Here is a 24,975-nt window from a genome sequence, read left to right as displayed (position 1 = left end):
TTCCAGCACCCCTCATCCGGCTCGGCGCTACGCGCCGATCCACCTTCTCCCCCAAGGGGAGAAGGAAACCGCCGCCTGCATGACTCCGCCGTCAAGCTGTGCTATGCGCCGCGCTTCATTTCGGGCACGATGCTGTAATCGGCCGTAAATCGCTTATATTGGCGCAACAATGACCCTCTCATTCGACCTTACCACTGAAGGCGCCCGTGACGCGTTGCGCGCCCGCGCCGCGCCGGCGGAAAATCCGTCGCTGATCGGCCTGACCCGCGCCGAGCTTGGCGCTGCGCTCGTTGAATCAGGCATCGTGCCGGAGCGCCAGGCCAGGATGCGCGCCCAGCAGCTCTGGCACTGGATGTATGTGCGCGGCGTCTCCGACTTTGCCGGTATGTTCAACATCTCCAAGGATCTGCGCGCCGAGCTCGGCAAGCATTTTACCGTCGCCAGGCCCGAGATCGTCGAGGAGCAGATTTCCTCCGACGGCACGCGCAAATGGCTGTTTCGCTTTCCGCCGCGCGGCGCCGGCCGGCCGGTCGAGATCGAGACCGTCTACATTCCCGAAGAAGGCCGCGGCACGCTCTGCATCTCCTCGCAGGTCGGTTGCACGCTGACCTGCTCCTTTTGCCACACCGGCACGCAGAAGCTGGTGCGCAACCTGACCGCGGAGGAAATCCTCGCCCAGCTTCTGACCGCCCGCGACCGGCTCGGCGATTTCCCCGACCGCGACACGCCCGATGGCGCCGTCGTTCCGGCCGAGGGCCGGAAAGTGTCCAACATCGTCATGATGGGCATGGGCGAGCCGCTCTACAATTTCGAGGCGGTGAAGAAGGCGCTGCTGATCGCGTCCGACGGCGACGGGCTTTCCCTGTCGAAGAGACGCATCACGCTGTCGACTTCCGGCGTCGTGCCGGAGATCTTCCGCACCGGCGACGAGATCGGAGTCATGCTGGCGATCTCGCTGCACGCCACCAATGACGATCTGCGCGACCTTTTGGTGCCGATCAACAAAAAATATCCCTTGAAAGAGCTGATCGCCGCCTGCCGCGCCTATCCCGGCCTGTCGAACGCCCGCCGCATCACCTTCGAATATGTCATGCTGAAGGACGTCAACGATTCGATCGAGGACGCCAAGGGACTGATCAAGCTGCTCAAGGGCATTCCAGCCAAGATCAATCTGATCCCGTTCAATCCGTGGCCGGGCACCAACTACCAGTGCTCGGACTGGGAGACGATCGAGAAATTCGCCGACTACATCAACAATGCCGGCTATGCCTCGCCGATCCGCACGCCGCGCGGCCGCGATATCCTCGCCGCCTGCGGCCAGCTCAAGTCGGAATCCGAGCGCATGCGCAAGGTCGATCGGCTCGCGCTGGAAGCAATGATGATCGCGGGGCACGGCGAGGCGTGACCCGCCTTGTCGCCTACTTCATCCGCTTCGCCATCATCCTGATCGGTTATGGCGTTGCCGCGCTGGCGGCCAGCGCTTTCCTCAACGTCATGTTCCTGGCGTCGCTGGGCTATACGCCGGAGCATGTGCAGCCGGCGGCGACGGCCTCGCTGTATTTTTCAATCCCCTTCGTTGCGCTGTTCGTCGCCTATTTCGCCTTTATGCCGGCAGCGGTGGCGATTCTCGTCTCGGAAATCCTCGGACGGCGCGACTGGCTGTTCTATGCGCTGGCGGGCGCGGTGGTCGCGGCGGTCTTCCTCGGCTTCGCCCACCAGACCGCCGACGCCAATTTCGAGATCACCGACCCGCGCGTCGTCGCTGCCGTGATCGGCAGCGGCATGGTCGGCGGCATTTTCTACTGGCTGAGCGCCGGGCGCTCGGCCGGAAGCTGGCGGCAGATCGGACCATGATCCCGAAAAGTGGAGGCCGGTTTTCGGAAACGATCATGGTCAAGCAAAAATAGGTCTACTTCGCCTGGGCGGTCAGGATCTTGAGCGCGAAGGCCGAAAACACCCCGGCGAACAGATAGTCGACGACGCGCGTTACCCGCGGGCTTGCTTTCATCGCGCTCGAGAACTTTTCTGCCGCAAAGACCATCGGCGCTGTTACCGGGATCGACAAAACGACGAACATCGCGCCGAGGAAGAACAGTTTTCCGGGCGCGTTCGGATCATGGGCCGAGACGAACTGCGGCAGGAAGGTCATGAAGAACAGGATGATCTTCGGGTTGAGCAGATTGACGCCGAGCCCTGCCGCCCAGGCACGGAACAGTGAAATCTCCGGCCCGCTCTTCTTCTCGGGCGAAAACGCCGATCCCTTGGTGATCGCTTGCCACGCCAGGAAGACGAGATAGGCAGCGCCGAAGATCTTCAGGGCCAGGAAAGACATCGGCGAGGCGACGATCAACGCCGAGATGCCGACCACCACCAGCGTGGTGTGGATCAGCGTGCCGAACAGCGCGCCGGCCATCGAGGCAAAGCCGGTGGCGCGGCCATGGCTCAGCGTGCGCGACACGAACAGCGTCATGTCGGGGCCTGGCGTGATCGCCAGGATCACGGTGGCGATGGCGAACTGGATCAGCGTGGTGGTGTCGGGAATGAAGGACATCTGCGGGCCCCTGGATAAAGAAAGCGCAGCCTATAGCGCAGGTGCCAAGCCCGCGCCAGCTTCTCGCAAGCACGGCGTCTGGTATAGCGAGACTCCGACAAACAATCGCGCCCAACTCGGGAAGCCAATCGTCAAATGTCGGCGCCGCCCCTCATTGCCCTGCCGGGCATTTCTCCCCGTATAGTGACGGGGAGAAAGGGGCTGGCCGCAGCCTCAGCGCCGTTCTTGCAGCGTTAGAGTTTGGCGAAACCGATGAAGCCGCCTCCTCTCCCGGTCACTATACGGGGAGAGGATGCCGGCAGGCAGGTGAGGGGCGGTGCAAACGCCAGGAAGGAACGATTGCCCTCCGGAACACTGTTCGTCCCTTGCGCAAGGCGGAAACGCCGTGATACCTCGCCCGCAAAGAACCCTGTCGTGGAATAGCCAAATGTCGAAAGCAAAAGCCGTCAAGAAGGTCGTGCTCGCCTATTCCGGCGGCCTTGACACCTCCATCATCCTGAAATGGCTGCAGACCGAGCTTGGCGCCGAGGTGGTCACCTTCACCGCCGATCTCGGCCAGGGCGACGAGTTGGAACCGGCGCGGCGCAAGGCCGAGATGATGGGCATCAAGGATATCCGCATCGTCGACGTGCGCGAGGAGTTCGTCTCCGACTTTGTCTTCCCGATGTTCCGCGCCAATGCCGTCTATGAAGGCACCTATTTGCTCGGCACCTCGATCGCCCGCCCGCTGATTGCGAAACATCTGGTCGAGATCGCAAGGGAGACCGGCGCCGATGCGGTTGCGCATGGCTCCACCGGCAAGGGCAACGACCAGGTCCGTTACGAGCTTTCGGCCTATGCGCTAAACCCCGACATCAAGGTCATCGCGCCATGGCGCGACTGGTCGTTCAAATCGCGCACCGACCTGATCAACTTCGCCGAGCAGCACCAGATTCCGGTGCCGAAGGACAAGAAGGGCGACGCGCCGTTTTCGGTCGACGCCAATCTTCTGCATTCGTCCTCCGAAGGCAAAGTGCTTGAAGATCCATGGAGCGAGCCGCCGGAATTCGTCCATCAGCGCACCATCTCGCCGATGGACGCGCCGGACAAGGTCACCGAAATCGAGATCGAATTCCTGAAGGGCGATCCGATCGCGCTCGACGGCAAAAAACTGTCGCCGGCGACGATGCTGGCGGCGCTAAACGATCTCGGCCGCGACAACGGCATCGGCCGGCTCGATCTTGTCGAGAACCGTTTCGTTGGCATGAAATCGCGCGGCGTCTACGAGACCCCCGGCGGCACCATCCTGATATCAGCCCACCGGGCGATCGAATCGATCACGCTCGACCGTGGCGCCGCCCACCTCAAGGACGAGTTCATGCCGCGCTACGCCGAGCTGATCTACAACGGCTTCTGGTTCGCGCCCGAGCGCCTGATGCTGCAGGCGATGATCGACAAGAGCCAGGAAGATGTCGAAGGCACGGTGCGGCTGAAACTCTACAAGGGCAACGTCATCGTCACCGGCCGCAAGTCGACGAAGACGCTCTATTCCGACGCGCTGGTCACCTTCGAGGACGACCGCGGCGCCTACGACCAGAAGGACGCCGAAGGCTTCATCCGCCTCAACGCGCTGAGGTTGCGGACGCTGGCGGCGCGCAGTCGAAAGAGCTAACCAGAATAGGACATGTAGAACCCGGTGAAAGCTGGGTTCCTTATTTGTATCCCCTAATATACCGACATCAAAAGACTAGACCAGATGCTTTCTCGCTTGACCTCTCGGCGATCTTGTCCAACTGCTTTCGCAATGGGCAGGGGAATTTGCTATGAGATTGAGGTTTTTGATTTTGCCGGCGATGGTCGGCGCGCTGGCAGGTTGCCAGACTGGGCAGGACACCGCGAAGAAGAATCCCGAGGCTGGGTACAACCGCTGCATCGCCGCTGTCGCTGTATGGAGCATTACGCTCAAACATGAGACCTCCGCCTTCATGGGTGTGTCCCAGGAACGCATGCCAAGCCTCTTCTGTCAGCGCCTGCGCGATGCGGTGCTCAGTGGCCGAATTACCGCGTCCGACATCAACAGCCTCCAGCTCAATCAACCGACCGAGATTTGGAAGGTCATTAAGGGTAAGTGACGGGTCAGGCGCTGGCTACGCGCATTGCGCTCGATGTCTCTACCGTCGTTTCACATCAAAGGTTTTTTGCACTGTCGATCCACCCCCGCCTGGCCCATGGCCGGAAGGCACGTCTTCAGCTCAATATCGCCTCAGGAATATCCGAGGGAACCATGCGAAAACTGATCTCCACCGGCTCGCCCTTCGAGAAGGCCGCCGGTTATTCGCGCGCCGTGGTGCAGGGCGACTGGTGTTTCGTTTCCGGAACAACGGGCTACGACTATGCGACCATGTCGATGCCGGAGACGGTCGAGGCGCAGACGCGCAATTGCCTGGCAACGATTGCCAAGGCGTTGCAGGACGGCGGTTTTGAGATGGCCGATGTGGTGCGGGCGCATTACTACATCACCGACGCGGCTTTCGTCGACATCGTCTTTCCGCTCCTCGGCGAGGCTTTTGGTGACATCAGGCCGGCGGCGACGATGATCGTCTGTCAGCTCAACAAGCCGGAAATGAAGATCGAGATCGAAGTGACGGCACTCAAGCGCTGAGTTCGGCGGCGGTGCAGGAGCTTGCGCGACCTTGTCGAGGCGCGTTCATCGACAAGGATGCAAAGGCTTGCACATAGCCCACTTGGCGTTTAGCAAGGCCGCGGCTCACGACAGCGCCGCGCGTCCTTCCGCCGCGAAAAGGGACGCTGTAGAATTTTGTTTCTGCGCATGATGCTTTGCGAAATCGATTCCGATTTCATGCGCCACAATTGGGACGGTTCCGGATGGCTTCGAAAAATCTTCTCCTGCTCGCCGGCGACGGCATCGGCCCCGAGGCGATGGCCGAGGTGAAGAAGCTGATCGCCGCCATGAACGACAAGCTCGACAGCGGTTTTGTCACCGATGAGGGGCTGGTCGGCGGCTGCGCCTATGACGCGCATGGCGCGGCGATTTCCGATGCCGACATGGCCAAGGCGATGGCCGCCGACGCGGTGCTGTTCGGCGCCGTCGGCGGGCCGAAATGGGATGCGGTGCCGTATGAGGTGCGCCCGGAAGCCGGACTGCTGCGGCTGCGCAAGGACATGGAGCTGTTCGCCAATCTCAGGCCGGCCATCTGCTATCCGGCGCTGGCGGCATCCTCCTCGCTCAAGCAGGAGGTGGTCGAGGGGCTCGACATTCTGATCGTTCGCGAGCTCACCGGCGGCGTCTATTTCGGCGAGCCGAAGCAGATCATCGATCTCGGCAACGGCCAGAAGCGCGGCATCGACACCCAGGTCTACGACACGTTCGAGATCGAGCGCATCTCGGGCGTCGCCTTCGAATTGGCGCGGACTCGCAAGAACCATGTGACCTCGATGGAAAAGCGCAATGTGATGAAATCCGGCGTTTTGTGGAACGAGGTCGTCAGCCAGACCCACAAGGCCAGATACGCCGACGTCAAGCTCGACCACATGCTGGCCGACGCGGGCGGCATGCAGTTGGTGCGCTGGCCGAAACAATTCGACGTCATCGTCACCGACAACCTGTTCGGCGACATGCTGTCCGACATCGCCGCCATGCTGACCGGCTCGATCGGCATGCTGCCCTCGGCGTCGCTCGGCGCGCCGGATGCCAAGACGAAAAAGCGCAAGGCGCTCTACGAGCCGGTGCACGGTTCGGCGCCGGACATTGCGGGCAAGGGCATCGCCAACCCGATCGCCATGATCGCCTCCTTCGCCATGTGCATGCGCTATTCCTTCGGCATGGTGGCCGAGGCCGACCGCCTGGAAAGCGCCATCGCCGCCGTGCTCGACCAGGGCTTGCGCACCAGGGATATTCTTTCCCCTGGCATGACCGAGGTCGGCACCGCTGAGATGGGCGACGCGATCATCGCCAGGTTCCTGGGCTAAGCCTGCTGGCGATCGACGTCCGCCCGGCTTCCAGCCCCTCAAAATCGCTGTGTCGAGCTGCTAGGCCCTGACCCCCGCCGGCACCGGGCCCCACTGATTTTCACGGGCCTGCGTCGGGATCAGCGCGAAGACCAGGATGATCAGCCAGCCGATGGTCGGGATGAGCAGCGCCAGAAAAAGCCAGCCGGTCAGGCCGATGTCGTGCAGGCGACGCACGTTCAGTCCGATCCAAGGCGGGATTGTCGCCAGCACAAACGCGCCGCAAAGACCGACCGTCGCTGCCGGCAATTCGTCAAGATCGCCCATCGCGTCGTCGATGAAAAGGCCGACGCCGACGACCACGATCAGCGCGATCGCCCAGAACAGGCAATAGCCCCAATATTCCTTGCGGCGGGCACGGCCGGCGAAATTGAAGTAATTTTCAGTCAGGCCCCGCCGGAAGTAGCTCCAAAGGTCGGTGGCGGGAGCATTTTCAGCGAAACGGCCGAAATGTTGCGGCGCCACGGGCGCATTGCCGGTTTGAGTCGGGGCGGCGATTGCGGCGGGCGCATCGGCAGGCGGGCTGGCAGTTTGGGCGCAGATCGAAAAAATCTCGCGTGCCCGTCCGCCGGCCGGCTGGAACTCGATGGCCGCGCCCCTGCCTATCGTCGCCTCTCGGCGCAGATCCTCGCGCGCAAACGTGTAGCGGTTGCCGTCGGCTCCGGTGATGAAACCAAAACCGTGGTCCTCGTCATAGTGAAGAACTTCGCCGCGCATGTCCTGCCCCTCGTCCCGCTGGCCAGACTGTTCAAAGTTGCGGCAGACCGCAAGGGGTGCGGGCGCGGGAGCATCGCTCCAGACAAAAGATAGCGCGCCACTCGTGTTGAAGACGTCCAATCGTCGAAGTCTTCGCCGCCCCTCATCGCCCTGTCGGGCACTCCCCGTATAGTGACGGGGAGAAGGACGCTGTCATCGCCGGTTTCGCCAATCGCGGGCGTCGCGGAAAGAACGCCGAGGCTGCGGCCAGCGGGCTTCTCCCCGTTGACGGGGAGAAGGTGCCGGCAGGCGGATGAGGGGCGGCGCAGACCTGTATCGATTTCCCTTGGCGAGGGCCAGCCCTTGCAGGCCATGACAAGCCAACGATGCCAGCAAATCGCTAAGCCGGCCGCTTCTTCGCTTTCTTGCTCTTGGCGGGTCCGGCCTTGTCGAATTTCGGCTTGCCTGCCTTCCCGGCCCAGGGCTTTGCCTCGAATGCGGCGGGGCGCTGATCGGCTGACGGTGCGCGCTTCTCGAATTTGGGCGCGTTCTGGTCGAACGTCCGCTTGCCGCGGTGCGGCTTCTTGTCCGGCCGTTGCTCCTGATAGCCGGCCCGCGACAGGTCGGGCGTGCCGTCCAGCCGCTTCACCGCGATGTTGTTCTGCAGCTTGCGATCCGGGCCGATCGCCTGGAGGAACCGATCGGCCCAATCCGCTGCGATCTGCACGAAAGTTTCCTCCGGCTGCATCTTGATGGCGCCGATCTCGCGCTTGGAGATGCCGCCGGTCCGGCACAGCATCGGGATCAGCCAGCGCGGCTCGGCATTCTGCCTGCGTCCCACCGACAGCGAGAACCAGACGCTGTCGCCGAAATCGTCGCGGCGGCTTGGCGCCTCGTCGCGACGGGCAGATCTGTCGCCAGAGGGCCTGTCGCCCGACGGCGTGAACGGAGCGACGTCTAAAAGATCCTCGGGCGCCGAACGGCTGGAACGGCACAGACGCACGAAGGCGGCGGCCACCTGATCGGGGCCATGCTGCTCAAGAAGCGCATTGATGAAGCCGCGTTCATCATCCGTCACAGGCTCGCTGAAAACCGGGTCGGCGAGGATGCGCTCGTCGTCGCGGCGCAGGACGTCGTCGGCCGAAGGCGGGCTTGCCCATGTCGCCGCAAGGCCAGCGCTTTGCAGCAGCCGTTCGGTGCGCCTGCGAGCATTGTTGGGCACGATCAGCGCGCTGACACCCTTGCGTCCCGCCCGTCCCGTCCGCCCGCTTCGGTGCAGAAGCGTCTCCGGATTGGTCGGCAGGTCGGCGTGGATCACCAGTTCGAGGTTGGGCAGGTCGATGCCGCGCGCCGCCACGTCGGTGGCGATGCAGACTTTTGCGCGGCCGTCGCGCATCGCCTGCAGCGCGTGGCTGCGCTCGTTCTGGCTCAGCTCGCCCGAAAGCGCGACGACGGAAAAGTTGCGGTTGTTGAAGCGCGCGGTCAGGTGATTGACGGCAGCGCGCGTGTTGCAGAACACCAGTGCGTTCTTCGCCTCGTAATAGCGCAGCACGTTGATGATGGCATTTTCCCGGTCGGCCTGGGCCACGCTCAGCGCCCGGTATTCAATGTCGAGATGCTGCTTCTCCTCGCCGGCGGCCGAGATGCGCACCGCATCGCGCTGGTAGCCCTTGGCCAGCGTGGCGATGGAGCGCGGCACGGTCGCCGAAAACATCAAGGTGCGGCGCTCGGCCGGCGCGGCGTCGAGGATGAATTCCAGATCCTCGCGAAAGCCGAGATCGAGCATCTCGTCGGCCTCGTCGAGCACCACTGCCTTCAGCTCGGACATGTCGAGCGAATTGCGGGTGATGTGGTCGCGCAGCCGGCCGGGCGTGCCGACGACGATATGGGCGCCGCGCTCCAACGTGCGGCGCTCGGTCCGCATGTCCATGCCGCCGACGCAGGACGCTATCGCTGCGCCGGTCAGTTCGTAGAGCCATTCGAGTTCGCGCGTCACCTGCAAAGCGAGCTCCCGCGTCGGTGCCACGGCCAGCGCCAGCGGTGCTGCGGCATGGGAAAAGCGCTCGGCGCCGTCGAGAAGGGTCGGCGCCAGAGCCAGCCCGAAGGCGACGGTCTTGCCGGAGCCGGTCTGGGCGGAAACCAGCGCATCGGCCTGCCCGAGCTCAAGTACCGCCTTCTGCACCGGCGTCAGCTCGACATAGCCGCGTTTTTCCAGCGCCTTTGCCAGCGCGGGGACAAGTGCTTCGAAATTGGACATTTCACTCTTTCGGAATTCGGATTCTTTTATGCCCGGCAATGGGTCATCCGTCGGCGAGCGCCAGGAGCGCCACGAGCCAAACGATCCAATCGTTCGTACTTCGCGCCGCCGCCATTGTACAGGGCAAGCGCCTCGCCGCGTCGCGATTGACTCTTTACGCAAACCGCGTAAAAGCCGGCACCGAATGGGGTAGTTTCGATGCGCGGCCTTTTGATGGCGCTTCTTGCCTTCGACGTTCCCGGCCGCAATGCGAACCATTGGGCCGGGCGTCTCGGCGCGTCTGCTCGTTCCAGCAAAACCACGTTCTTGGCCAAAAAAACCGGTAAAACGACCACAAAAACGGTCTGATTCCCTTGGCCTAACCACCCTCTCCCGGGTCCGGCCCGGGGGTTGAAACCCGCATCGGCCGGCGGGTTTTCTCCAAAGAAACCGAGCGGGGAGGACAGGAGATTTCGATGAGTTTCAAGGTTGCAATCGTCGGCGCCACGGGCAATGTGGGTCGGGAAATGCTCAACATACTGGAAGAGCGCGGCTTTCCAGTGAGCGAGGTGGTAGCGCTGGCCTCGCGGCGCAGCCAGGGCACAGAAGTGTCGTTCGGCGATCGCACGCTGAAGGTCAGGGCGCTCGACCAATATGATTTTTCCGATACCGACATCTGCATCATGTCGGCCGGCGGCAACGTTTCGAAGGAATGGTCGCCGAAGATCGGCAAGCAGGGCTGCGTCGTCATCGATAATTCGTCGGCCTTCCGCTATGACCAGGACGTGCCGCTGATCGTGCCGGAAGTGAACCCGGACGCGATTTCGCTGTTCACGCGCAAGAACATCATCGCCAACCCGAACTGCTCGACGGCGCAGCTGGTCGTGGCGCTGAAGCCGCTGCATGACCTCGCCACCATCAAGCGTGTCGTCGTCGCCACCTATCAATCGGTGTCCGGCGCCGGCAAGGAAGGCATGGACGAACTGTTCACGCAGACCCGCGCGGTGTTCGTCGCCGACCAGGTCGACGTCAAGAAGTTCACCAAGCGCATCGCCTTCAACGTCATCCCGCACATCGACGTCTTCCTCGACGACGGCTTCACCAAGGAAGAATGGAAGATGGTCGCCGAGACCAAGAAGATGCTCGATCCCAAGATCAAGCTGACGGCGACCTGCGTGCGCGTGCCGGTGTTCATCGGCCATTCGGAAGCGGTCAATATCGAATTCGAAAAGCCGATCACCGCCGAGGAAGCGCGTGAGATCCTGCGCGAAGCGCCGGGCTGCCAGGTTCTCGACAAGCGCGAGGACGGCGGCTACATCACGCCGCTGGACTCGGCCGGCGAGGACGCGACCTTCATCTCGCGCATCCGCGAGGATTCGACCGTCGACAACGGCCTGTCGATGTGGATCGTCTCCGACAATCTGCGCAAGGGCGCGGCACTCAACGCGGTGCAGATCGCCGAATTGCTGATCGAGCGCGGGCTGATCCAACCGAAGAAAAAGGCGGCGTAACTTCTCGCTCACGGGCCGTATCGCCGCTGCTGCGGCGGGCCCTCCGCGGGGGCGCCGGACAACCGGCGGCCCGCAGTCGCGGGCTCGGCCTTCGGCCGTTAGCCCCTTCTCCCCGTTCACGGGGAGAAGGGGCCGGCAGGCGGATGAGGGGTGGCACCGGCGCCTCAGTTAGGTCGCGTCGGGCCGGCACCACCTGGCCCTGCTCTGCCCTCAAACCGGCAAGACGACATCGCCATGTCGCTGGCGGCTGGGCTTGTGCGTGTATTGCGTCGCACAATGGAACCGATCAGGATCATTGCCGGTCCGTGAAAGGGGTTTCGATGATCGTTCGCCCGCGCCCGGGATTTTTGCATCTGTTCTTCATCATGCGCGGCTCGGTGGTGCCGCGCATCCTGCCGCAGATCTTCGGCTTCGGCATTTATGGCGCACTGGTGGTGCTGGCGGTCAGGGCCCTGCAGCTTGACCTCGGCAATGCCGGGCCAGCGCCGCTCGCCTTGCTCGGTGTGGCGCTGTCGATTTATCTCGGCTTCCGTAACAATGCCGCCTACGACCGCTGGTGGGAGGCGCGCAAGCTGTGGGGCCAGCTTGTGTTCGACATTCGCAATCTGGCGCGCGCCAGCACCGGGTTGATCGAGGATCGGGTCGAACTGCGCGGGCTGCTGATGGAGGCGATCGCCTTCTGTCACTTCCTGCGCGGCCTGCTTCGGCGGGTCGATGCCACGACCGAAGCACGCGCGTTCATCGATGAAGCGGCCGAAAGTGCTGCCAAGCTGGCCAACCCGCCGGACGCCATGCTGCGGCGGATGGGCGAGCGAGCCGCCGCGTTGTACAGGGCCGGCGCAATCGATGTCATGGGCTACCGCATTCTCGACGAGCGCCTGTCACAAATCGCCGCAGCGCAGGCCGGCTGCGAGCGCATCATGGGAACACCGCTTCCGTTTGCCTACACGCTGCTGTTGCAGCGCACCGCCTATATCTTCTGCCTGCTGCTGCCATTTGGGCTGGCCTCGACTGCCGGTTGGGCGACGCCGCTGTTCACGGCGCTGATCGCCTACACCTTTTTCGGCCTCGACGCGCTTTCGGAGGAACTCGAGGACCCGTTCGGCACCGCGGCCAACGATCTCGCCCTCGACGGTCTGTGCCGCGTCTGTGAAATCTCGGTGTTCGAGGCGCTCGGCGAAGCGCCGCCAAAAATGATCCCCGCCAAAAAATACTATTTTTCCTAGGGTTTGTTCCCGCGCTCACCGAAGCACCGTGCGCTGGAAAAATCATAAGCGTGTCGGATCGCCGCCTCACGCCGCGTCCTTGGTTCGACCCTCGCCAAGAGGGCTCGAAACAACCGGAGGACCAATGACCATGTCTCAAACAGCATCCGTCACGCCGAGCGCGCTGTGGACCGGCCGCGGGCTCAGCGCCCTCATCGTGCTGTTCATGACCTTCGACGGCGTCATCAAGCTGCCGCCGCTCGATGTCGTCACCCAGACCATGGTGCAACTCGGCTGGCCGGCCGATCCCGATGTCTCGCGCATGCTCGGCATCGTCGGGCTGGTCTCGACCGCGCTCTATGCGGTGCCGCGCACCTCGGTGCTCGGCGCCGTCCTGCTGACCGCCTATCTCGGCGGCGCCATCGCGACCCACGCGCGTCTTGGCAGCCCGCTGTTCTCGCACACATTGTTCGGCGTCTATCTCGGCCTCATTCTGTGGGGCGGCCTTTTCCTGCGCAATCCCGGGGTGCGCTCGCTGATCCCGTTCAGCCGGTAGCGGCGACATCAAAGCCGTTCGATGGCGGTCGCGCCGCCAGAGAGGGCGCCGCCACCCTTCTTCCTTGTCCGTGGATCAAATCGCCCGGTTGCGAGTTAGACGATGTGGGGCGAGGACGGAAAACCCCATTTGGGAGGAGCGACGATGAAGAAATTGGTGGTCCTGATCATATTGGCAACCACGCTCGCAGCCTGTTCCCGGACAGAACAGGGCGCCGCGGTCGGTGGCCTGGGAGGCGCTGCTGTCGGCGCTGCCGTTGCAAATGACCCGGTGGAGGGAGCTGTTGTTGGTGGTGCTGTCGGCGCCGTCGCCGGCGCACTGATCGGTCGTGCGACCGAACCCGGCCGGTGCCGCTATCGCGATCGCTATGGAGGCGTCTACATCGCCCGCTGCCCGGCAGGCTATTGATCGGGCCGCGTCATAGCTCCGACGAAATGGAACGGCGGGCAAAGCGCCCGCCGTTCCGTAAGCGATAAAAAGCAGATTATTCGGCGGTCGCGGCTTCCGCCTCGGCCGGCGCGGCTGCCGCAGTGGCAACCGCGGCGGCTGCATCGTCCTGCGCCTTCTTCAGAAGTGCGGCGCGTTCCTGCGCCTTCTTGCCGGGCTCGGCCTTCTTGGGATTGGAGCGGGCCTCGCGCTTGGCGATGCCGGCCTCGTCGAGGAAGCGCAGCACGCGGTCGGTCGGCTGGGCGCCGTGCGAGAGCCAATGCTTGACGCGGTCGGCGTCGACCTTGACCCGCTCGCCGTCCTTGGGCAGCAGCGGGTTCCACGAGCCGAGCGACTCGATGAAACGGCCGTCGCGCGGCGAACGGGCGTCGGCGACGACGACGTGGTAATAGGGACGCTTTTTCGAGCCCGCACGGGCCAGTCGGATTTTCAATGGCATTTCTTTTCTCCTAAAACGCTGATTTTCGGGGTTTACGGCTGGTCCTCAGCCGGTTTTCGTTCCGCCGTTGGATGCGGCGATATGCTCGTGATGGCGGATCACTTCGCGGACGACGAAGTTCAGGAATTTCTCCGCGAAATCCGGGTCGAGATGGGCGTCCTTCGCCAGTTGGCGAAGGCGGGCGATCTGCTGCTGCTCGCGCGCCGGATCGGCCGGCGGCAGGCCATGCGATGCCTTCAGCTCGCCGACCGCCTTGGTGCAGCGGAAACGCTCGGCCAGCATGTGGATGAGCGCTGCGTCGATGTTGTCGATCGAGGCGCGGTAGTCGACCAGCGCCGCGCGTGCGTCGGCCATGTCCTTCTCTTCGTTCATCGCGCCCTCACTTCTTCTTGCCAGGGGCGTTCTTGCCGAGCATTGGCAGACCGCCGCCGGATCCAGGCAAACCAGGAAGCTTCATGCCGCCGGGCAGCCCAGGCAGACCACCGCCACCTGGGAGGCCACCGGGAAGACCCTTCATGCCGCCGAGACCGGCTGCCTGTGCTTGCTTCTGCAAGGCTTCGAGCTGCTTGGGGTCCATCTTGGACAGGTCCGGCATGCCGCCGCCCATCATGCCGCCCGGGCCACCCATGCCCCCTGGCATCATGCCGCCGAGTCCCATCTTCTGGGCCAGACCGCCCATCATGCCACGCATCAGGCCACCGCCTTTGCCCTTGCCGCCCATCGCTTTCATCATGTCGGCCATGCCGCGGTGCATCTTCAGGAGCTTGTTGATCTCGGCCGCATCGGTGCCGGAGCCTGCGGCGATGCGCTTCTTGCGCGAGTGCTTCAGAATATCGGGGTTGGCGCGCTCGGCCTTGGTCATCGACGAGATGATGGCGAGCTGGCGGCCGAACATCTTGTCGTCGAGACCGGCGGCAGCCATCTGGTCCTTCATCTTGCCCATGCCCGGCATCATGCCCATGATGCCGCCCATGCCGCCCATCTTCGACATCTGCTGAAGCTGGCCGGCAAGATCGTTCAGGTCGAACTTGCCCGACTGCATCTTCTTGGCCATCGCCGCCGCCTGCTCGGCGTCGATGTTTTCGGCAGCCTTTTCGACGAGGCTGATGATGTCGCCCATGCCGAGAATGCGGTCGGCGATGCGCTTGGGATGGAATTCCTCCAGCCCGTCCATTTTCTCGCCGGTGCCGATCAGCTTGATAGGCTTGCCGGTGACGGCGCGCATGGAAAGTGCCGCACCACCACGGCCGTCGCCATCCATACGGGTCAGCACCAGGCCGGTGATGCCGACGCGCTCATCGAAGCTTTTTGCCAGATTGACGGCATCTTGGCCCGTCAGCGAATCGGCGACCAAAAGGATTTCGTGCGGCGACGAGACCATCTTGATGTCGGCCATCTCGACCATCAGCGGCTCGTCTATATGGGTGCGGCCGGCGGTGTCGAGGATGACGACGTCATGGCCGCCGAGCTTTGCCGCCTGCACGGCGCGGCGGGCGATGTCGACCGGCGTCTGGCCCTCGACGATCGGCAGCGTGGCGACCTTGACCTGCTCGCCGAGCTGACGGAGCTGCTCCTGCGCGGCGGGACGCCGCGTGTCGAGCGAGGCCATCAGGACCTTCTTGTTCTGACGCTCGGTGAGGCGCTTGGCGATCTTGGCCGATGTCGTGGTCTTGCCGGAACCCTGCAGGCCGACCATCATGATGACGACTGGAGCCGGTGCATTGAGGTCGATGGCGACGCCCTCGGCGCCCAGCATCCCGACCAGCTCGTCATGGACGATCTTGACGACCATCTGCCCGGGCTTGATCGACTTCAGCACGGCGGCGCCGACGGCCTTCTCGCGCACCTTGTCGGTGAAGGAACGCACCACTTCCAGCGCAACGTCGGCCTCAAGCAGCGCACGGCGCACCTCGCGCAGCGCCGCCGAGACATCGGCCTCGGACAGGGCGCCGCGGCCGGTGAGGCCGTTCAGGATCGAACCAAGACGTTCCTGTAGCGATTCAAACATTCTTCTTCCTTTTCCCTGGCACCCGGATGATGCCCGAGAGGTAATGCGTTCGCGCCCAGTATCCAACCCAAGCTGTCCAGGCAAAAGCCCAAAGCCAAAAAGCACCCGGGGGCGCACAGCGCTGCCGGATGTTGGCCTCCAGGATCGATTTACAGCACGTCGCCTCAACAGGCTTCGGCGTCCCGGTCGGCTTGCTCGGAGGGATACTCGTCGCGGAATTCGCGGGCTGTAGACAGGAAATCGGCCGCGGAGTCAAGGTGCGGGGCCGAATACGCTGAACCGGGCCGGTTTGGTTTATGGCAGCACCACCAGCGTGATGCGCATCAGCTTGGGCCGCCGGGGTGCGAAAAATCCGGCTCGACCTTCAGCGGCGAGCGCGGGTGCAGCAGCAGCAGAACGGTCAACAGGCTGCAGACGATGCCGATCGCCGCGATGAGGACGGCATCAAGCGTCGTCCAGCCGGGGCCTTCGAGCGGCTTGGCGTTGAACAGGGCGAAGGAATTGTAGCTTTGCTGGTGCGAAATCAGCAGGAAGCCGGTCAGATTGTTGCCGAGGTGGGCGCCGAAGGCCGCGCCGAGATTGCCCGTGGCATAGACCACAAGCGTCAGGATCAGCGCAAAAGCGGCGATCGAGGCCAGCACGCAGGCGTTGATGGCGGTCGTCGAGCCTGGGTTCCAATGCATCGCAGTGAACAGAAGTCCTGGCAGCAGCGCCCAGATGAAGGGGTTTTGAAAGCGGTTGGCCAGGCCCCTGAGGAGATAGCCGCGAAACAGCACCTCTTCGGACGAGGTCTGCAGCAGGGTCAGCGCGGCGATCGGGATCAGGAACAGCAGCCAGGACGACAGGCCGATCGCACCGCGCGCAATGTCGGGCTGCAAGAGATAGAGCAGTATCTCGGAGAGCAGCGATGTGACCAGCACCGCGGCCAATCCCCTAAAAAATCCCGAGCGCGAAACGCGGCGGCTGGTGCCGATCAGCGCCATCAGCGGCTCGCGATGGATCCAGCGCATGGCAGCCCACAGGCCGAGCCAGATTCCGGCAAAGGAGGCGAGCGCGGCGAGGATCCCGGCGGGTGAGGCCATGAAATTCTGCACCGCCCCTCCTTCCATCGGGGCGCCGGACGATGCTTGCCAGACGACGAAGAAATAGGCGCCGCCGAACAGCACGGCGACGGTCGTCGCGACCCAGAACAGGACGACGATCGCCGTTCCGAGCAGGAGCCGCGGCAGGGTCGTCTTGGCGTTGGGAGTATGCCGATAGCGCTCGAAGGCGGCAGGGTCTATCACGCGGGCTCACAGGCTGGTGCTTCGGGTCGCATGATCTATTCGATCGGGTCGTGCCGCGCAATCGTCACGGCAATCGGCGTTGGCGCCGCCCCTCACCTGCCTGCCGGCATCCTCTCCCCGTGAACGGGGAGAGGGGCGCTCTACCAACGATTTCGCTAATCGCCAGCATTGCAGAAGAGGCCGCTTCTCCCCGTCACTATACGGGGAGAAGCGCCCGGCAGGGCGATGAGGGGCGGCGCCGACTTCGACAGTTCCGTCATTCGTCCAAGGCGAATGCCCTGTTCGGCACCGTCAGCGCTCGACGTACATGATGCGTCGGGTGCCGGGGTCGACCAGTGCCGGCTGACCGTTCACATAGACATAGCGGTAGTCATAGTCCGGAATCTCGCGCAATTCGACGGTATCGGGCAAGGTCGCGCCGGTAACCACCTCGCCCTCGAGATAAACCGGGTCGACCCGGTTGGTCTCGATGTAGGTGCGGACTTCGGCCGGCGGCCGCCTGATCGGCTCGATCGGCTCGCCAGCGACGATCGCTCCGGTATAGATGTCGGGATCGTCGACATCGGCGGGGGCTTCGACGATGGTAATGTCTGCGTCGGCCGGGCGCCGGGTCAGGACGACCTCGTTGCCTCCGAAATCGGCCGTCACATAGTCGGAATAGATCCAGCCTTGGCCATTGGCCTCGGCTATGGTGCACCATTTGCTGTTTTGGATGCAGCCATCGAGCGTTGCCGACTGGCCGGCGGCGAGCACGCCGATCACCGGGTATTGCGGCCCGGGGCCGGCGCGAATGTTGAGATCGGCGACCGCCGATACGGCTGTATCGGCCAAGGCTGTGCCGGACATGGCGACGAGCGCTCCGGCGACAGCAGGAAACAGTATGCGCTTCATGGTTTCGCTCCGTGTTGATGGTCCCTCGCGAACGAAAACGAAACAAGACCTCATGCGTTCCGGCTAAAACGCCTCGGCCGGCTCACGTTTTGTTCCGGTTTCTTTCACGACACCGGTCAGGAGTTCGTGGACGAAGGCCAGCTTCTGCGCCGTCAGCTCCGAGATGACGAAGGGATAGAGGTCCGGCAGGCCCATGCAGCGGTTGATCGAGTTGGACGCTTCCGACAGCACCAGCCAGCGGGCCAGGATCTTTTCGAACGGTTCGGGAACGGCGGCAGGTTCCGACGGCGCCGGCTGGAGCTCGCCGCCGGTGTCGCCCCGCGACAGGTCGTTGGCCTCCACGGTTTCCAGCCGGCCGAGCGGGAAATTCAGCGCATGCACCATCTCCAGCGTATCGGCGATGTGCAGATGGTGCGCCCATGTCTCGGCCCAGTCCTCCCAGGGATGGGAGGCGGCATAGGCGGAAATGTGGTCCTGCTGCCAGTCGGGCGGCGCGCCATTGGCATGGTAGGTCTTCAGCGCCTGCTCGTAGTCGGCGCGCTCGTCGCCGAACAAGGTGCGGAAGGCGGCAAGCCGTTGCGGGTCGTCGCGGATCAGGCGGTCCCAGTAATAGTGGCCGAGCTCGTGGCGGAAATGGCCGAGCAAAGTGCGATAGTTCTCGCCCATCTCGACGCGCCGTCTTTCGCGCTCGGCCGAGTCCGCCTCGGCGACATTGAGTGTGATCAGGCCGTTGTCATGGCCGGTCAGGATGCGCGCGCCACCCGGACCGCCGATCGGATCGGCGAGAAAGTCGAAGGCGAGGCCAGCCTCGTCGCCGGCGTTCTGCTTGGGTGCGACCGGCAGTCCGGCGGCGAGCAGCGAATAGATTGCCCGCTTCTTTGCCGCTTCGACGCGGATCCAGCGACGGCGGTTGCCCTCGACCGAAAGGTCCGGGATCAGCTGGTTCAGCGCGCAGGCGCGGCAGAAGGCATGGCCAGGTTCCGCCATCCAGTTGCAGGCGCACTCGTCGGCATTGGTGCACTGGAAAACGCCGCCGGCGCCAGACAGCACGAAGCGCGCATGCCCGGCATCGTAAAGCACGGGGCTGGCGCAGTTCAGGCACTGGGCGTTCTCGAAATAGAGGCGGTGGCCGCAATGCGGGCAATCGAAGAGCTTCATACCGATCTCGAATCACCAGATCTCAAATCACCAAGTCTCAAATCATCAGGCCCGGATATAGTGCGCAGCGGCATATCGCCCAAACGCCTGTCGGCGGCCGGCGTTCCTGCCGTTGCTATTTTGCCGCAAGCTGGGCGGCGACCGTTCTCGCCACCGCCTCGCCCGACAGCCTGGCGCCGCCGCAGGTCTGCATCAGCGGACCGGCCAGATGCTCGCCGGCGAAGAAGATTTTTTCCGCCACCGGTTGCATCAGCGTGGCGCGCGCCTGCGAACGGCCAGGTCGGGCCGCCGCATAGGCGCCGCGCACGAACCGCTCGCCGCCCCAATTGGTCATCATGGCGCGCCCGACATGTTTTCTGACGTCGCCGCCGAAGATGGCGCACAGCCGGTCGACGACGAAGTCGACGCCTGCCGCCTCGCCCGCCGCCGACATCTCCCAGGCGAAATCGCCGCCGACGAAGCCGACCATCAGGTCGAGGTCGAAGGGAAAGCAAAGGAAGTAGATGTCGTGCCTGGCCAGCCGCTCGATCAGCAGGTCGTCGAACGGCGCCAGCCCGAGCCTTGTGCCCCTGATCTCAACCGGCAGCTTGGTTAGCATGCCCATCGGCAGGTCGAAGAAAGCAGCGAAATGCCTGTCTGGCAGCGCCGGCGCGAATTCGATCTCCTCGAAGGCGAGCACCGCCGGCGAGGCGGTGACGATGGCCGCCTTGGCGCGGATGGTGCCGCGATCGGTGACGCAGGCGACGCCGGGCTCGTCCCAGAGGATTCTCCGCACCGGCGTCGACAGCTCGACCGGCACGTCGGCGCCGAAACGGGCTACCAGCGCGCCGAACCCCTCCTTGGTGAAGTAGTTCGGATCGAGATCGGCGGCGGCCTGAAAGTCGCGGATCGATATCTCGTCCTCGTCGGCGCCAAAGTCCATCGGCCCGGCAAAGGTGGCGGCGGCGCGCGGCGCATGGCCCCTGGCGAGCAACGCCGAAAGACGGTCGTCGTCACCAACCTTGACCTCATGCGCCGCCAGCAGCTCGAACAGCCTGATATCGGCCGCCTTCATTGCGGCTTCTTCGTCCTCGCTCGCCTTTCGGTTGCGATAATAGAGATGGTCGATATTCATGTCGTGATGATGAAGCGTCCAGCGGGCAGCTTGCGCCTCGGGAAAGTAGGGATTGCGGTTGGCCGCGTGCAGCCAGGCGCAGCCGATGTCGAAAGGAACGCCGAAATGCTGGTCGCTGGTCCAGGCGCGGCCGCCGATACGGTTCATCGCTTCGACCAGCTTGAAGGAAAGGCCGGCCGCACGCAGGGTCTTGGCGGCGGAAAGTCCCGCCGAGCCGGCGCCGATGACCACGACGTCAACGTCTTCCATGAATATTCTAGTCCCCCGCCACAATAATTACTTGATCGTAAGCAAGTTGTCCGGCATTCGCCAGCGCTGCGGCGAGGATGCGTAAACGAGTTCTTAGCGCATCGGCCCCGAAAGTCGGTTCCGATTCTCGGAAAGCACGATGCGCAGATTGTAAAGTGCTGGAGCGTACTGCGTCCAAGCGGACGCACGTCGCTCCAACGGTGACAAGCGGGCGTTTCGCTGGCAAATTCGTATTCGGGACAAGATTCAGGCAACCAGGAGAGCAACATGGCATTTTTTGCCAAGGCAAAGATTTTCGCAGCGGCGGCATCGATGATGCTTGCGGCGGCAACAGCGGCACAGGCCGCCCAATGCGGCAAAACGGGCGCGGGCTTCGAAGCGTGGAAGGCGGAGTTCGCGCAGGAAGCAAGGGCCAGCGGTGTAGGCTCGAAGGGTCTGGCCGCTCTGGCTAGTGCGACCTACGCAAAAAGGACGATCGCCGCCGACCGCGCTATCCACAAGGCTTTCGGTGGCTCGGTGGATGCTTTCATGAAGCGCCGTGGCGCGTCCACGATCATTTCCAAGGGCCGTTCACTGAAGAAGTCGAACGCGGCGCTGTTCGACAAGATCGAACGGACCTACGGCGTGACGCCGGGTGTGTTGCTCGCCATCTGGGGGATGGAGACCGGCTTCGGTTCCTTCTTGGGCAAGCAGAATACGGTCTCTGCCATTGTAACGCTCGCCTATGATTGCCGCCGCCCGGAGTTCTTCTACCCGCATGCTGTTGCAGCCCTGAAACTGGTTGATCGCGGCGCGTTGAGCGCCTCGTCGGTCGGCGCCATGCATGGCGAGATTGGCCATACGCAGTTCCTGCCCGGAAATGTCTTGAAATACGGGGTCGGCAGCGGAAATCTGCGCGACAAGGCCACTGCGTTGGCTTCCACCGCCAACTTCCTCAAGGCTCATGGTTGGCAGGCGGGTGCCAGCGCGCAGGCGAATCTCGGTGCAATTGCCGGCTGGAATGACGCGAGCAACTATCAACAGGCCATCGCCCGCATCGCCACGGCGATCGACGGCGAGTGATACAAGTCTCTATTCGACGGAAAGCCCGGCCATGCGCCGGGCTTTTTTGTCGATGGTCTGAGGTTACGACTGCCGCCGCTCGGCCCCGCCTCGGGAACGAAGGCATGAAGCAGAGAAGCTAATTCGGCGAACCGAGCGCCTTGTCCATCGCTTCCCTGACCTCGGCCGGCCACGTGTTCACCGCCGGCCACGCATCCGGCTCGGGCTTGTCGCCGCGGCGGGCGAAATAGAGCTTGTGGTTGGCCGGATCGATCGCCATGAAGCCGTCGTCGCCGCCGCAATCATGCGGCATGCAGCCGCTGGCGTGGAAGACGCCCGAGGTGGTTTTCTCGGTGCCGCCGCCGACCAGCAGGCTGGTCGCCATGTCGGGCATCTGCTTGCCGAGCAGCGACGCGGCTTGCCTGTAGACGGCCTCGTTATGGAAGGCATCGACGATGCTGTCGTATTTCGCCGGGTCGACATCTTTCCAGCCGGTACCCGGCTCCGGCATGTAGGCGAGGTTGCCCAAGGTCGACAACCCGCCGGTCGGCGACCATTGCAGCGCCGGCTTCGATTCGCCCGGCAAGAGATTAGGCACGAAATAGATGGCGCCGTCGGATAGCGCGGCCGGCGGTGCGCCGCATTCATCCTGCTCGACGGTGGTCGTCTGGATCGTGCCGCCTTCCGGCTTCCACACGATCACCTTGGCCGGACCGCATTGATTGCCGCCGTCGCCGACATCGACCAGCGCCACCGTGACGCCGCCGACCTCGACAATCCTGTCGAAGAAGACATCGTAATTGCGCGCCAGCTGCTTGCCGTCATAGGCCAGCACCTTCTCGCCATAGTCTTCCTGCTGGGTGATGGTCAGCTGCCCATTCTCGAACGGGACCGGTGCTTGGCCGTCATCCTCGGCCAGGGCCGCATTGCTCGACGCGCCCAGGTCGGCGGCCCCGCCGGACGCATCGTCAGCCGGCACGAGCACCGTGTCGGTCTGTGCATGCGCGCCAGCCACCGGCATCAGAATCCACGCCAGCGCCCAGGCGCCGGCAAGCAGCGAACGTGTCATGCCTGTCCCTCCGTGCAGCCGCCACGAACCCGGCCTGTCGCGGCCGGGGTCATCCTACCGTTCAGGCCCAGGGCCGCAGCTCGGCGTTCTTCTTCTCGAACGAGGCGATGGCGTCGGCCTTCTCCATGGTCAGGCCGATATCGTCGAGCCCGTTCAAGAGGCAGTGCCGCTTGAAGTCGTCGAGGTCGAACTTGACCACGCCGCCGTCCGGACCGCGGATTTCCTTGGCTTCGAGGTCGATCGACAGGGTTGCGTTGGAGCCGCGCGAGGCGTCGTCCATCAGCTTGTCCAGATCCTCCGGGCTGACGGTGATCGGCAGGATGCCGTTCTTGAAGCAGTTGTTGTAGAAAATGTCGGCGAACGAGGTCGAGATGACGCAGCGTATGCCGAAGTCGAGCAGCGCCCACGGCGCATGCTCGCGCGACGAGCCGCAGCCGAAATTGTCGCCGGCGACCAAGATCTGCGCCTTGCGGTAGGCCGGCTTGTTGAGCACGAAGTCGGGGTTTTCCGAGCCGTCGTCCATGTAGCGCATTTCGGCAAACAGTCCGCTGCCGAGCCCGGTGCGCTTGATCGTCTTGAGATAATCCTTGGGAATGATCATGTCGGTGTCGACATTGACGATCGGCATCGGCGCGGCAACGCCGGTGAGCTTGGTGAATTTTTCCATAGGTCTTGCCCGTCTTCTTTTCGCTGCGGGGATGTATTGGCGCCCGGTTTACACAAAGCTGCAGGCAAATAAAAGGCGGCTGTTTTCGCAAGCTTTGGTCCTAGAGCACGGACCGCTTCAAAGTTGCCGCCCTATGGTGCACCTTGGCCGGCATGATAACACGTCCCAAAGTACTCTACGCCAGCGAACCGAACCTCGACGCAGCCGAGTTCCGCCGCGTGCTGGTGGAATCCGGCCTCGGTGTCACTCGGCCCATCGATGACGACGTCCGTCTGAAGGCGATGCTTGCCAATGCAGATCTGGTGTTGACGGCGCGTCTCGATGCGCCTGGCAAGCCGCTGATCGGCCTCGCCCGAGGCGTCACCGACTTCTCGTGGGTGTGCTATATTTCCGAGCTCGCCGTCTGCAAATCGGCGCAAGGGCTCGGCATCGGCAAGGGCCTGCTCGACGAAGCGCGGCGGCAGCTCGGGCCATCCGTCGCCATGTCACTGATCTCCGTGCCCGACGCCGTCGGCTTCTACGAACGGATCGGCATGACGCGGATGGCGGACGCGTTCTGGTTTGGCCGCGAGCGCTGACGGCTGGCCTTGCGGTGCGGAACCTTTTGGTGCCGAGGGACAGCACCCCCCCTCTGTCCGCCAGCCTCAGATCACATTCAACTCCCTGAAAGCCCGCCCCTCGGCAACGCGCTTATACCCAAACGCCGAGCAGTCCACCGTGCGAAAACCGCCATGCACGATCAGCTCGGCCAGCGCCTTGCCGACCGCCGGCGCCTGCTGCAGGCCGTGGCCGGAAAAACCGTTGGCGAACAGGAAATTCCCGACCTGCGGATGCGGGCCGATCACCGCGTTCTGGTCGAGCGTGTTGTAGTCGTAATGACCGGCCCAGGCGCGCGTCGGCTTGATCGCCTCGAAGGCGGGGATGCGGGTCGCCAGCACCGGCCAGATCACCTCTTCGAACAGCGGCCAGTCGGGTTCGAAATCGTTGGGATCGGCGGGGCCGTCGCCCTCTTCCGGTTCGGCCCCGCCGGTGATGTAGACCGAGCCTTCCGGTCTGACATAGATGCCTGAGGGATCGACCAGCAGCGGCATGTCGTCATATTTCTCGCGCGCCTCGAAGATGAAGACATTGCGCTTGCGCGGTTCCACCGGCAGCACCAGTCCGGCCATTGCCGAGACTTTTCCGGCATTCGGCCCGGCGGCGTTGACGACGATACCGGCGTCGAGCCTTTCGCCATTGTCGAGGCTGACGCCGGTGACACGGTCGCCCTGCCGTTCGATGCCGGTCACGTCGGCGGTGATGAAATCGATCTTTTTGTCGCGCAGCGCCTTGCGGAACAGCATCAGCATGGCATGCGCGTCGAACCAGCCTTCGCCGCTGCGGCCATAGGCGCCGGCGGTGATGCCCTCGGCCGACAGCCATGCGAACCGGCGGACGAGCGCCTCCGCATCCTCAAGCACGATGTCGGCGCCCTCGGCCAACTGCGTCTGGTGATTGGCCTTGAGGATCGGCAACCCGTTCTCGCCGGCAAGGATGAGGTAGCCGCCTTCTCGAAAACCGATATCGGCGTCGGCCCCGAACTCTTCCGTCAGCCGCCGGAACAGTTTCAGCGTGAACTGCGACAGCCGGATGTTTTGCGGAATCGAAAACTGCTGGCGGATCGAAGCGCAGGACAGTGTCGTCGCCGCATGGGCGAACTGCGGGTCGCGCTCGACCAGCGCGATCGAGCCCGAAAAGCCTTCCTCGCGCAGATAATAGGCGATCGAGGAGCCGACGATGGCTCCGCCGATGATGACGACGTCATAGCGCACTTTTTCGCTTCTCCAGTTCTAAAGCATGATCC

Annotated in this window: 26 protein-coding genes; 13 read left to right on the top strand and 13 right to left on the bottom strand. The window is 63.7% G+C overall.

Going from position 1 to position 24,975, the window contains the following annotated elements; genetic code table 11:
* The first annotated feature begins 169 nt into the window (after positions 1-169).
* Positions 170-1,405, top strand: coding sequence for a dual-specificity RNA methyltransferase RlmN (rlmN, locus tag BLT09_RS08605; protein WP_091592160.1), 1,236 nt, complete (start codon positions 170-172; stop codon positions 1,403-1,405).
* Positions 1,402-1,854: a hypothetical protein gene (locus BLT09_RS08600; RefSeq protein WP_091592158.1), complete on the top strand. Its 453-nt coding sequence runs from the start codon at positions 1,402-1,404 to the stop codon at positions 1,852-1,854. The genes rlmN and BLT09_RS08600 overlap by 4 nt, the downstream gene beginning before the upstream one ends.
* A gap of 55 nt (positions 1,855-1,909) precedes the next feature.
* On the opposite strand, the gene BLT09_RS08595 is transcribed toward BLT09_RS08600, so the two are convergent.
* Positions 1,910-2,551 carry a LysE family translocator gene (locus BLT09_RS08595; protein WP_091592156.1) on the bottom strand — a complete coding sequence of 214 codons (642 nt, stop codon included), beginning with the start codon at positions 2,549-2,551 and terminating at the stop codon, positions 1,910-1,912.
* Between the two features lie 427 nt (positions 2,552-2,978).
* Between BLT09_RS08595 and BLT09_RS08590 the strand changes: the two genes are divergently transcribed.
* The 4 genes from BLT09_RS08590 to leuB all read left to right on the top strand — a co-directional run bounded on the left by BLT09_RS08590 (position 2,979) and on the right by leuB (position 6,520).
* Positions 2,979-4,202, top strand: a complete 1,224-nt coding sequence (locus BLT09_RS08590; protein WP_091592154.1) for an argininosuccinate synthase — start codon at positions 2,979-2,981, stop codon at positions 4,200-4,202.
* A 151-nt stretch (positions 4,203-4,353) separates the two neighbouring features.
* Entirely contained in the window at positions 4,354-4,662 is a 309-nt protein-coding gene (locus tag BLT09_RS08585; protein ID WP_091592153.1) for a hypothetical protein, read from the top strand.
* A 152-nt stretch (positions 4,663-4,814) separates the two neighbouring features.
* On the top strand, positions 4,815-5,192 hold the full coding sequence (locus BLT09_RS08580; RefSeq protein ID WP_091592449.1) for a RidA family protein: 378 nt from the start codon (positions 4,815-4,817) through the stop codon (positions 5,190-5,192).
* A gap of 224 nt (positions 5,193-5,416) precedes the next feature.
* Positions 5,417-6,520, top strand: a complete 1,104-nt coding sequence (gene leuB, locus BLT09_RS08575; RefSeq protein ID WP_091592151.1) for a 3-isopropylmalate dehydrogenase — start codon at positions 5,417-5,419, stop codon at positions 6,518-6,520.
* Between the two features lie 60 nt (positions 6,521-6,580).
* On the opposite strand, the gene BLT09_RS08570 is transcribed toward leuB, so the two are convergent.
* Complete coding sequence (locus BLT09_RS08570; RefSeq protein WP_091592149.1) at positions 6,581-7,276, bottom strand: DUF805 domain-containing protein; 696 nt, start codon at positions 7,274-7,276, stop codon at positions 6,581-6,583.
* A 379-nt stretch (positions 7,277-7,655) separates the two neighbouring features.
* The gene (locus BLT09_RS08565) at positions 7,656-9,512 is read right to left on the bottom strand and encodes a DEAD/DEAH box helicase (protein WP_091592147.1); all 1,857 of its coding nucleotides are present in this window, start codon (positions 9,510-9,512) and stop codon (positions 7,656-7,658) included.
* 198 nt (positions 9,513-9,710) lie between these two features.
* Between BLT09_RS08565 and BLT09_RS34240 the strand changes: the two genes are divergently transcribed.
* The 5 genes from BLT09_RS34240 to BLT09_RS08545 all read left to right on the top strand — a co-directional run bounded on the left by BLT09_RS34240 (position 9,711) and on the right by BLT09_RS08545 (position 13,171).
* The gene (locus BLT09_RS34240) at positions 9,711-9,860 is read left to right on the top strand and encodes a hypothetical protein (protein ID WP_167366376.1); all 150 of its coding nucleotides are present in this window, start codon (positions 9,711-9,713) and stop codon (positions 9,858-9,860) included.
* Between the two features lie 107 nt (positions 9,861-9,967).
* Entirely contained in the window at positions 9,968-11,002 is a 1,035-nt protein-coding gene (locus BLT09_RS08560) for an aspartate-semialdehyde dehydrogenase (RefSeq protein WP_091592145.1), read from the top strand.
* 320 nt (positions 11,003-11,322) lie between these two features.
* Positions 11,323-12,228 carry a bestrophin family protein gene (locus tag BLT09_RS08555; protein WP_091592143.1) on the top strand — a complete coding sequence of 302 codons (906 nt, stop codon included), beginning with the start codon at positions 11,323-11,325 and terminating at the stop codon, positions 12,226-12,228.
* A 124-nt stretch (positions 12,229-12,352) separates the two neighbouring features.
* On the top strand, positions 12,353-12,763 hold the full coding sequence (locus tag BLT09_RS08550; protein WP_091592141.1) for a DoxX family protein: 411 nt from the start codon (positions 12,353-12,355) through the stop codon (positions 12,761-12,763).
* A gap of 144 nt (positions 12,764-12,907) precedes the next feature.
* Positions 12,908-13,171: a YMGG-like glycine zipper-containing protein gene (locus BLT09_RS08545; RefSeq protein WP_091592138.1), complete on the top strand. Its 264-nt coding sequence runs from the start codon at positions 12,908-12,910 to the stop codon at positions 13,169-13,171.
* A 76-nt stretch (positions 13,172-13,247) separates the two neighbouring features.
* Here BLT09_RS08545 and rpsP read toward each other — a convergent pair whose 3' ends face one another.
* The 7 genes from rpsP to BLT09_RS08510 form a co-directional block, all read right to left on the bottom strand.
* Entirely contained in the window at positions 13,248-13,649 is a 402-nt protein-coding gene (gene rpsP / locus BLT09_RS08540) for a 30S ribosomal protein S16 (RefSeq protein WP_091592135.1), read from the bottom strand.
* 45 nt (positions 13,650-13,694) lie between these two features.
* Entirely contained in the window at positions 13,695-14,021 is a 327-nt protein-coding gene (locus tag BLT09_RS08535; RefSeq protein WP_023803766.1) for a chorismate mutase, read from the bottom strand.
* A gap of 7 nt (positions 14,022-14,028) precedes the next feature.
* Positions 14,029-15,657, bottom strand: a complete 1,629-nt coding sequence (gene ffh, locus BLT09_RS08530) for a signal recognition particle protein (RefSeq protein ID WP_091592133.1) — start codon at positions 15,655-15,657, stop codon at positions 14,029-14,031.
* Positions 15,658-15,980: 323 nt separating this feature from the next.
* The gene (locus tag BLT09_RS08525) at positions 15,981-16,943 is read right to left on the bottom strand and encodes a CPBP family intramembrane glutamic endopeptidase (RefSeq protein ID WP_091592132.1); all 963 of its coding nucleotides are present in this window, start codon (positions 16,941-16,943) and stop codon (positions 15,981-15,983) included.
* Positions 16,944-17,234: 291 nt separating this feature from the next.
* Positions 17,235-17,834, bottom strand: a complete 600-nt coding sequence (locus BLT09_RS08520; RefSeq protein WP_023803769.1) for a DUF1236 domain-containing protein — start codon at positions 17,832-17,834, stop codon at positions 17,235-17,237.
* Positions 17,835-17,897: 63 nt separating this feature from the next.
* Entirely contained in the window at positions 17,898-18,992 is a 1,095-nt protein-coding gene (locus tag BLT09_RS08515) for a zinc-binding metallopeptidase family protein (RefSeq protein WP_091592130.1), read from the bottom strand.
* A gap of 115 nt (positions 18,993-19,107) precedes the next feature.
* A complete protein-coding gene (locus BLT09_RS08510; protein WP_091592128.1) occupies positions 19,108-20,355 on the bottom strand; it encodes a flavin monoamine oxidase family protein in 1,248 nt (415 codons plus the stop codon).
* 267 nt (positions 20,356-20,622) lie between these two features.
* On the opposite strand from BLT09_RS08510, the gene BLT09_RS08505 reads away from it, so the two are divergent.
* On the top strand, positions 20,623-21,417 hold the full coding sequence (locus BLT09_RS08505; protein ID WP_091592126.1) for a lytic murein transglycosylase: 795 nt from the start codon (positions 20,623-20,625) through the stop codon (positions 21,415-21,417).
* 118 nt (positions 21,418-21,535) lie between these two features.
* Here the strand turns inward: BLT09_RS08505 and BLT09_RS08500 are convergent, their stop codons facing one another.
* Positions 21,536-22,465, bottom strand: coding sequence for a hypothetical protein (locus BLT09_RS08500; protein WP_091592124.1), 930 nt, complete (start codon positions 22,463-22,465; stop codon positions 21,536-21,538).
* Between the two features lie 61 nt (positions 22,466-22,526).
* The gene (gene leuD / locus BLT09_RS08495; RefSeq protein WP_091592121.1) at positions 22,527-23,132 is read right to left on the bottom strand and encodes a 3-isopropylmalate dehydratase small subunit; all 606 of its coding nucleotides are present in this window, start codon (positions 23,130-23,132) and stop codon (positions 22,527-22,529) included.
* 152 nt (positions 23,133-23,284) lie between these two features.
* Between leuD and BLT09_RS08490 the strand changes: the two genes are divergently transcribed.
* Entirely contained in the window at positions 23,285-23,710 is a 426-nt protein-coding gene (locus BLT09_RS08490; protein ID WP_091592447.1) for a GNAT family N-acetyltransferase, read from the top strand.
* Between the two features lie 66 nt (positions 23,711-23,776).
* On the opposite strand, the gene BLT09_RS08485 is transcribed toward BLT09_RS08490, so the two are convergent.
* Positions 23,777-24,943 (bottom strand): NAD(P)/FAD-dependent oxidoreductase, encoded by a 1,167-nt coding sequence (locus BLT09_RS08485; RefSeq protein WP_091592120.1) that lies wholly within the window; start codon positions 24,941-24,943, stop codon positions 23,777-23,779.
* Positions 24,944-24,975: the final 32 nt, after the last annotated feature.

This window comes from Mesorhizobium muleiense (assembly GCF_900099905.1).
GTDB lineage: Bacteria > Pseudomonadota > Alphaproteobacteria > Rhizobiales > Rhizobiaceae > Mesorhizobium > Mesorhizobium muleiense.
The sequence above is the reverse complement of the archived record's forward strand: the minus strand, read 5'-3'. Positions and strand labels throughout refer to the sequence as shown.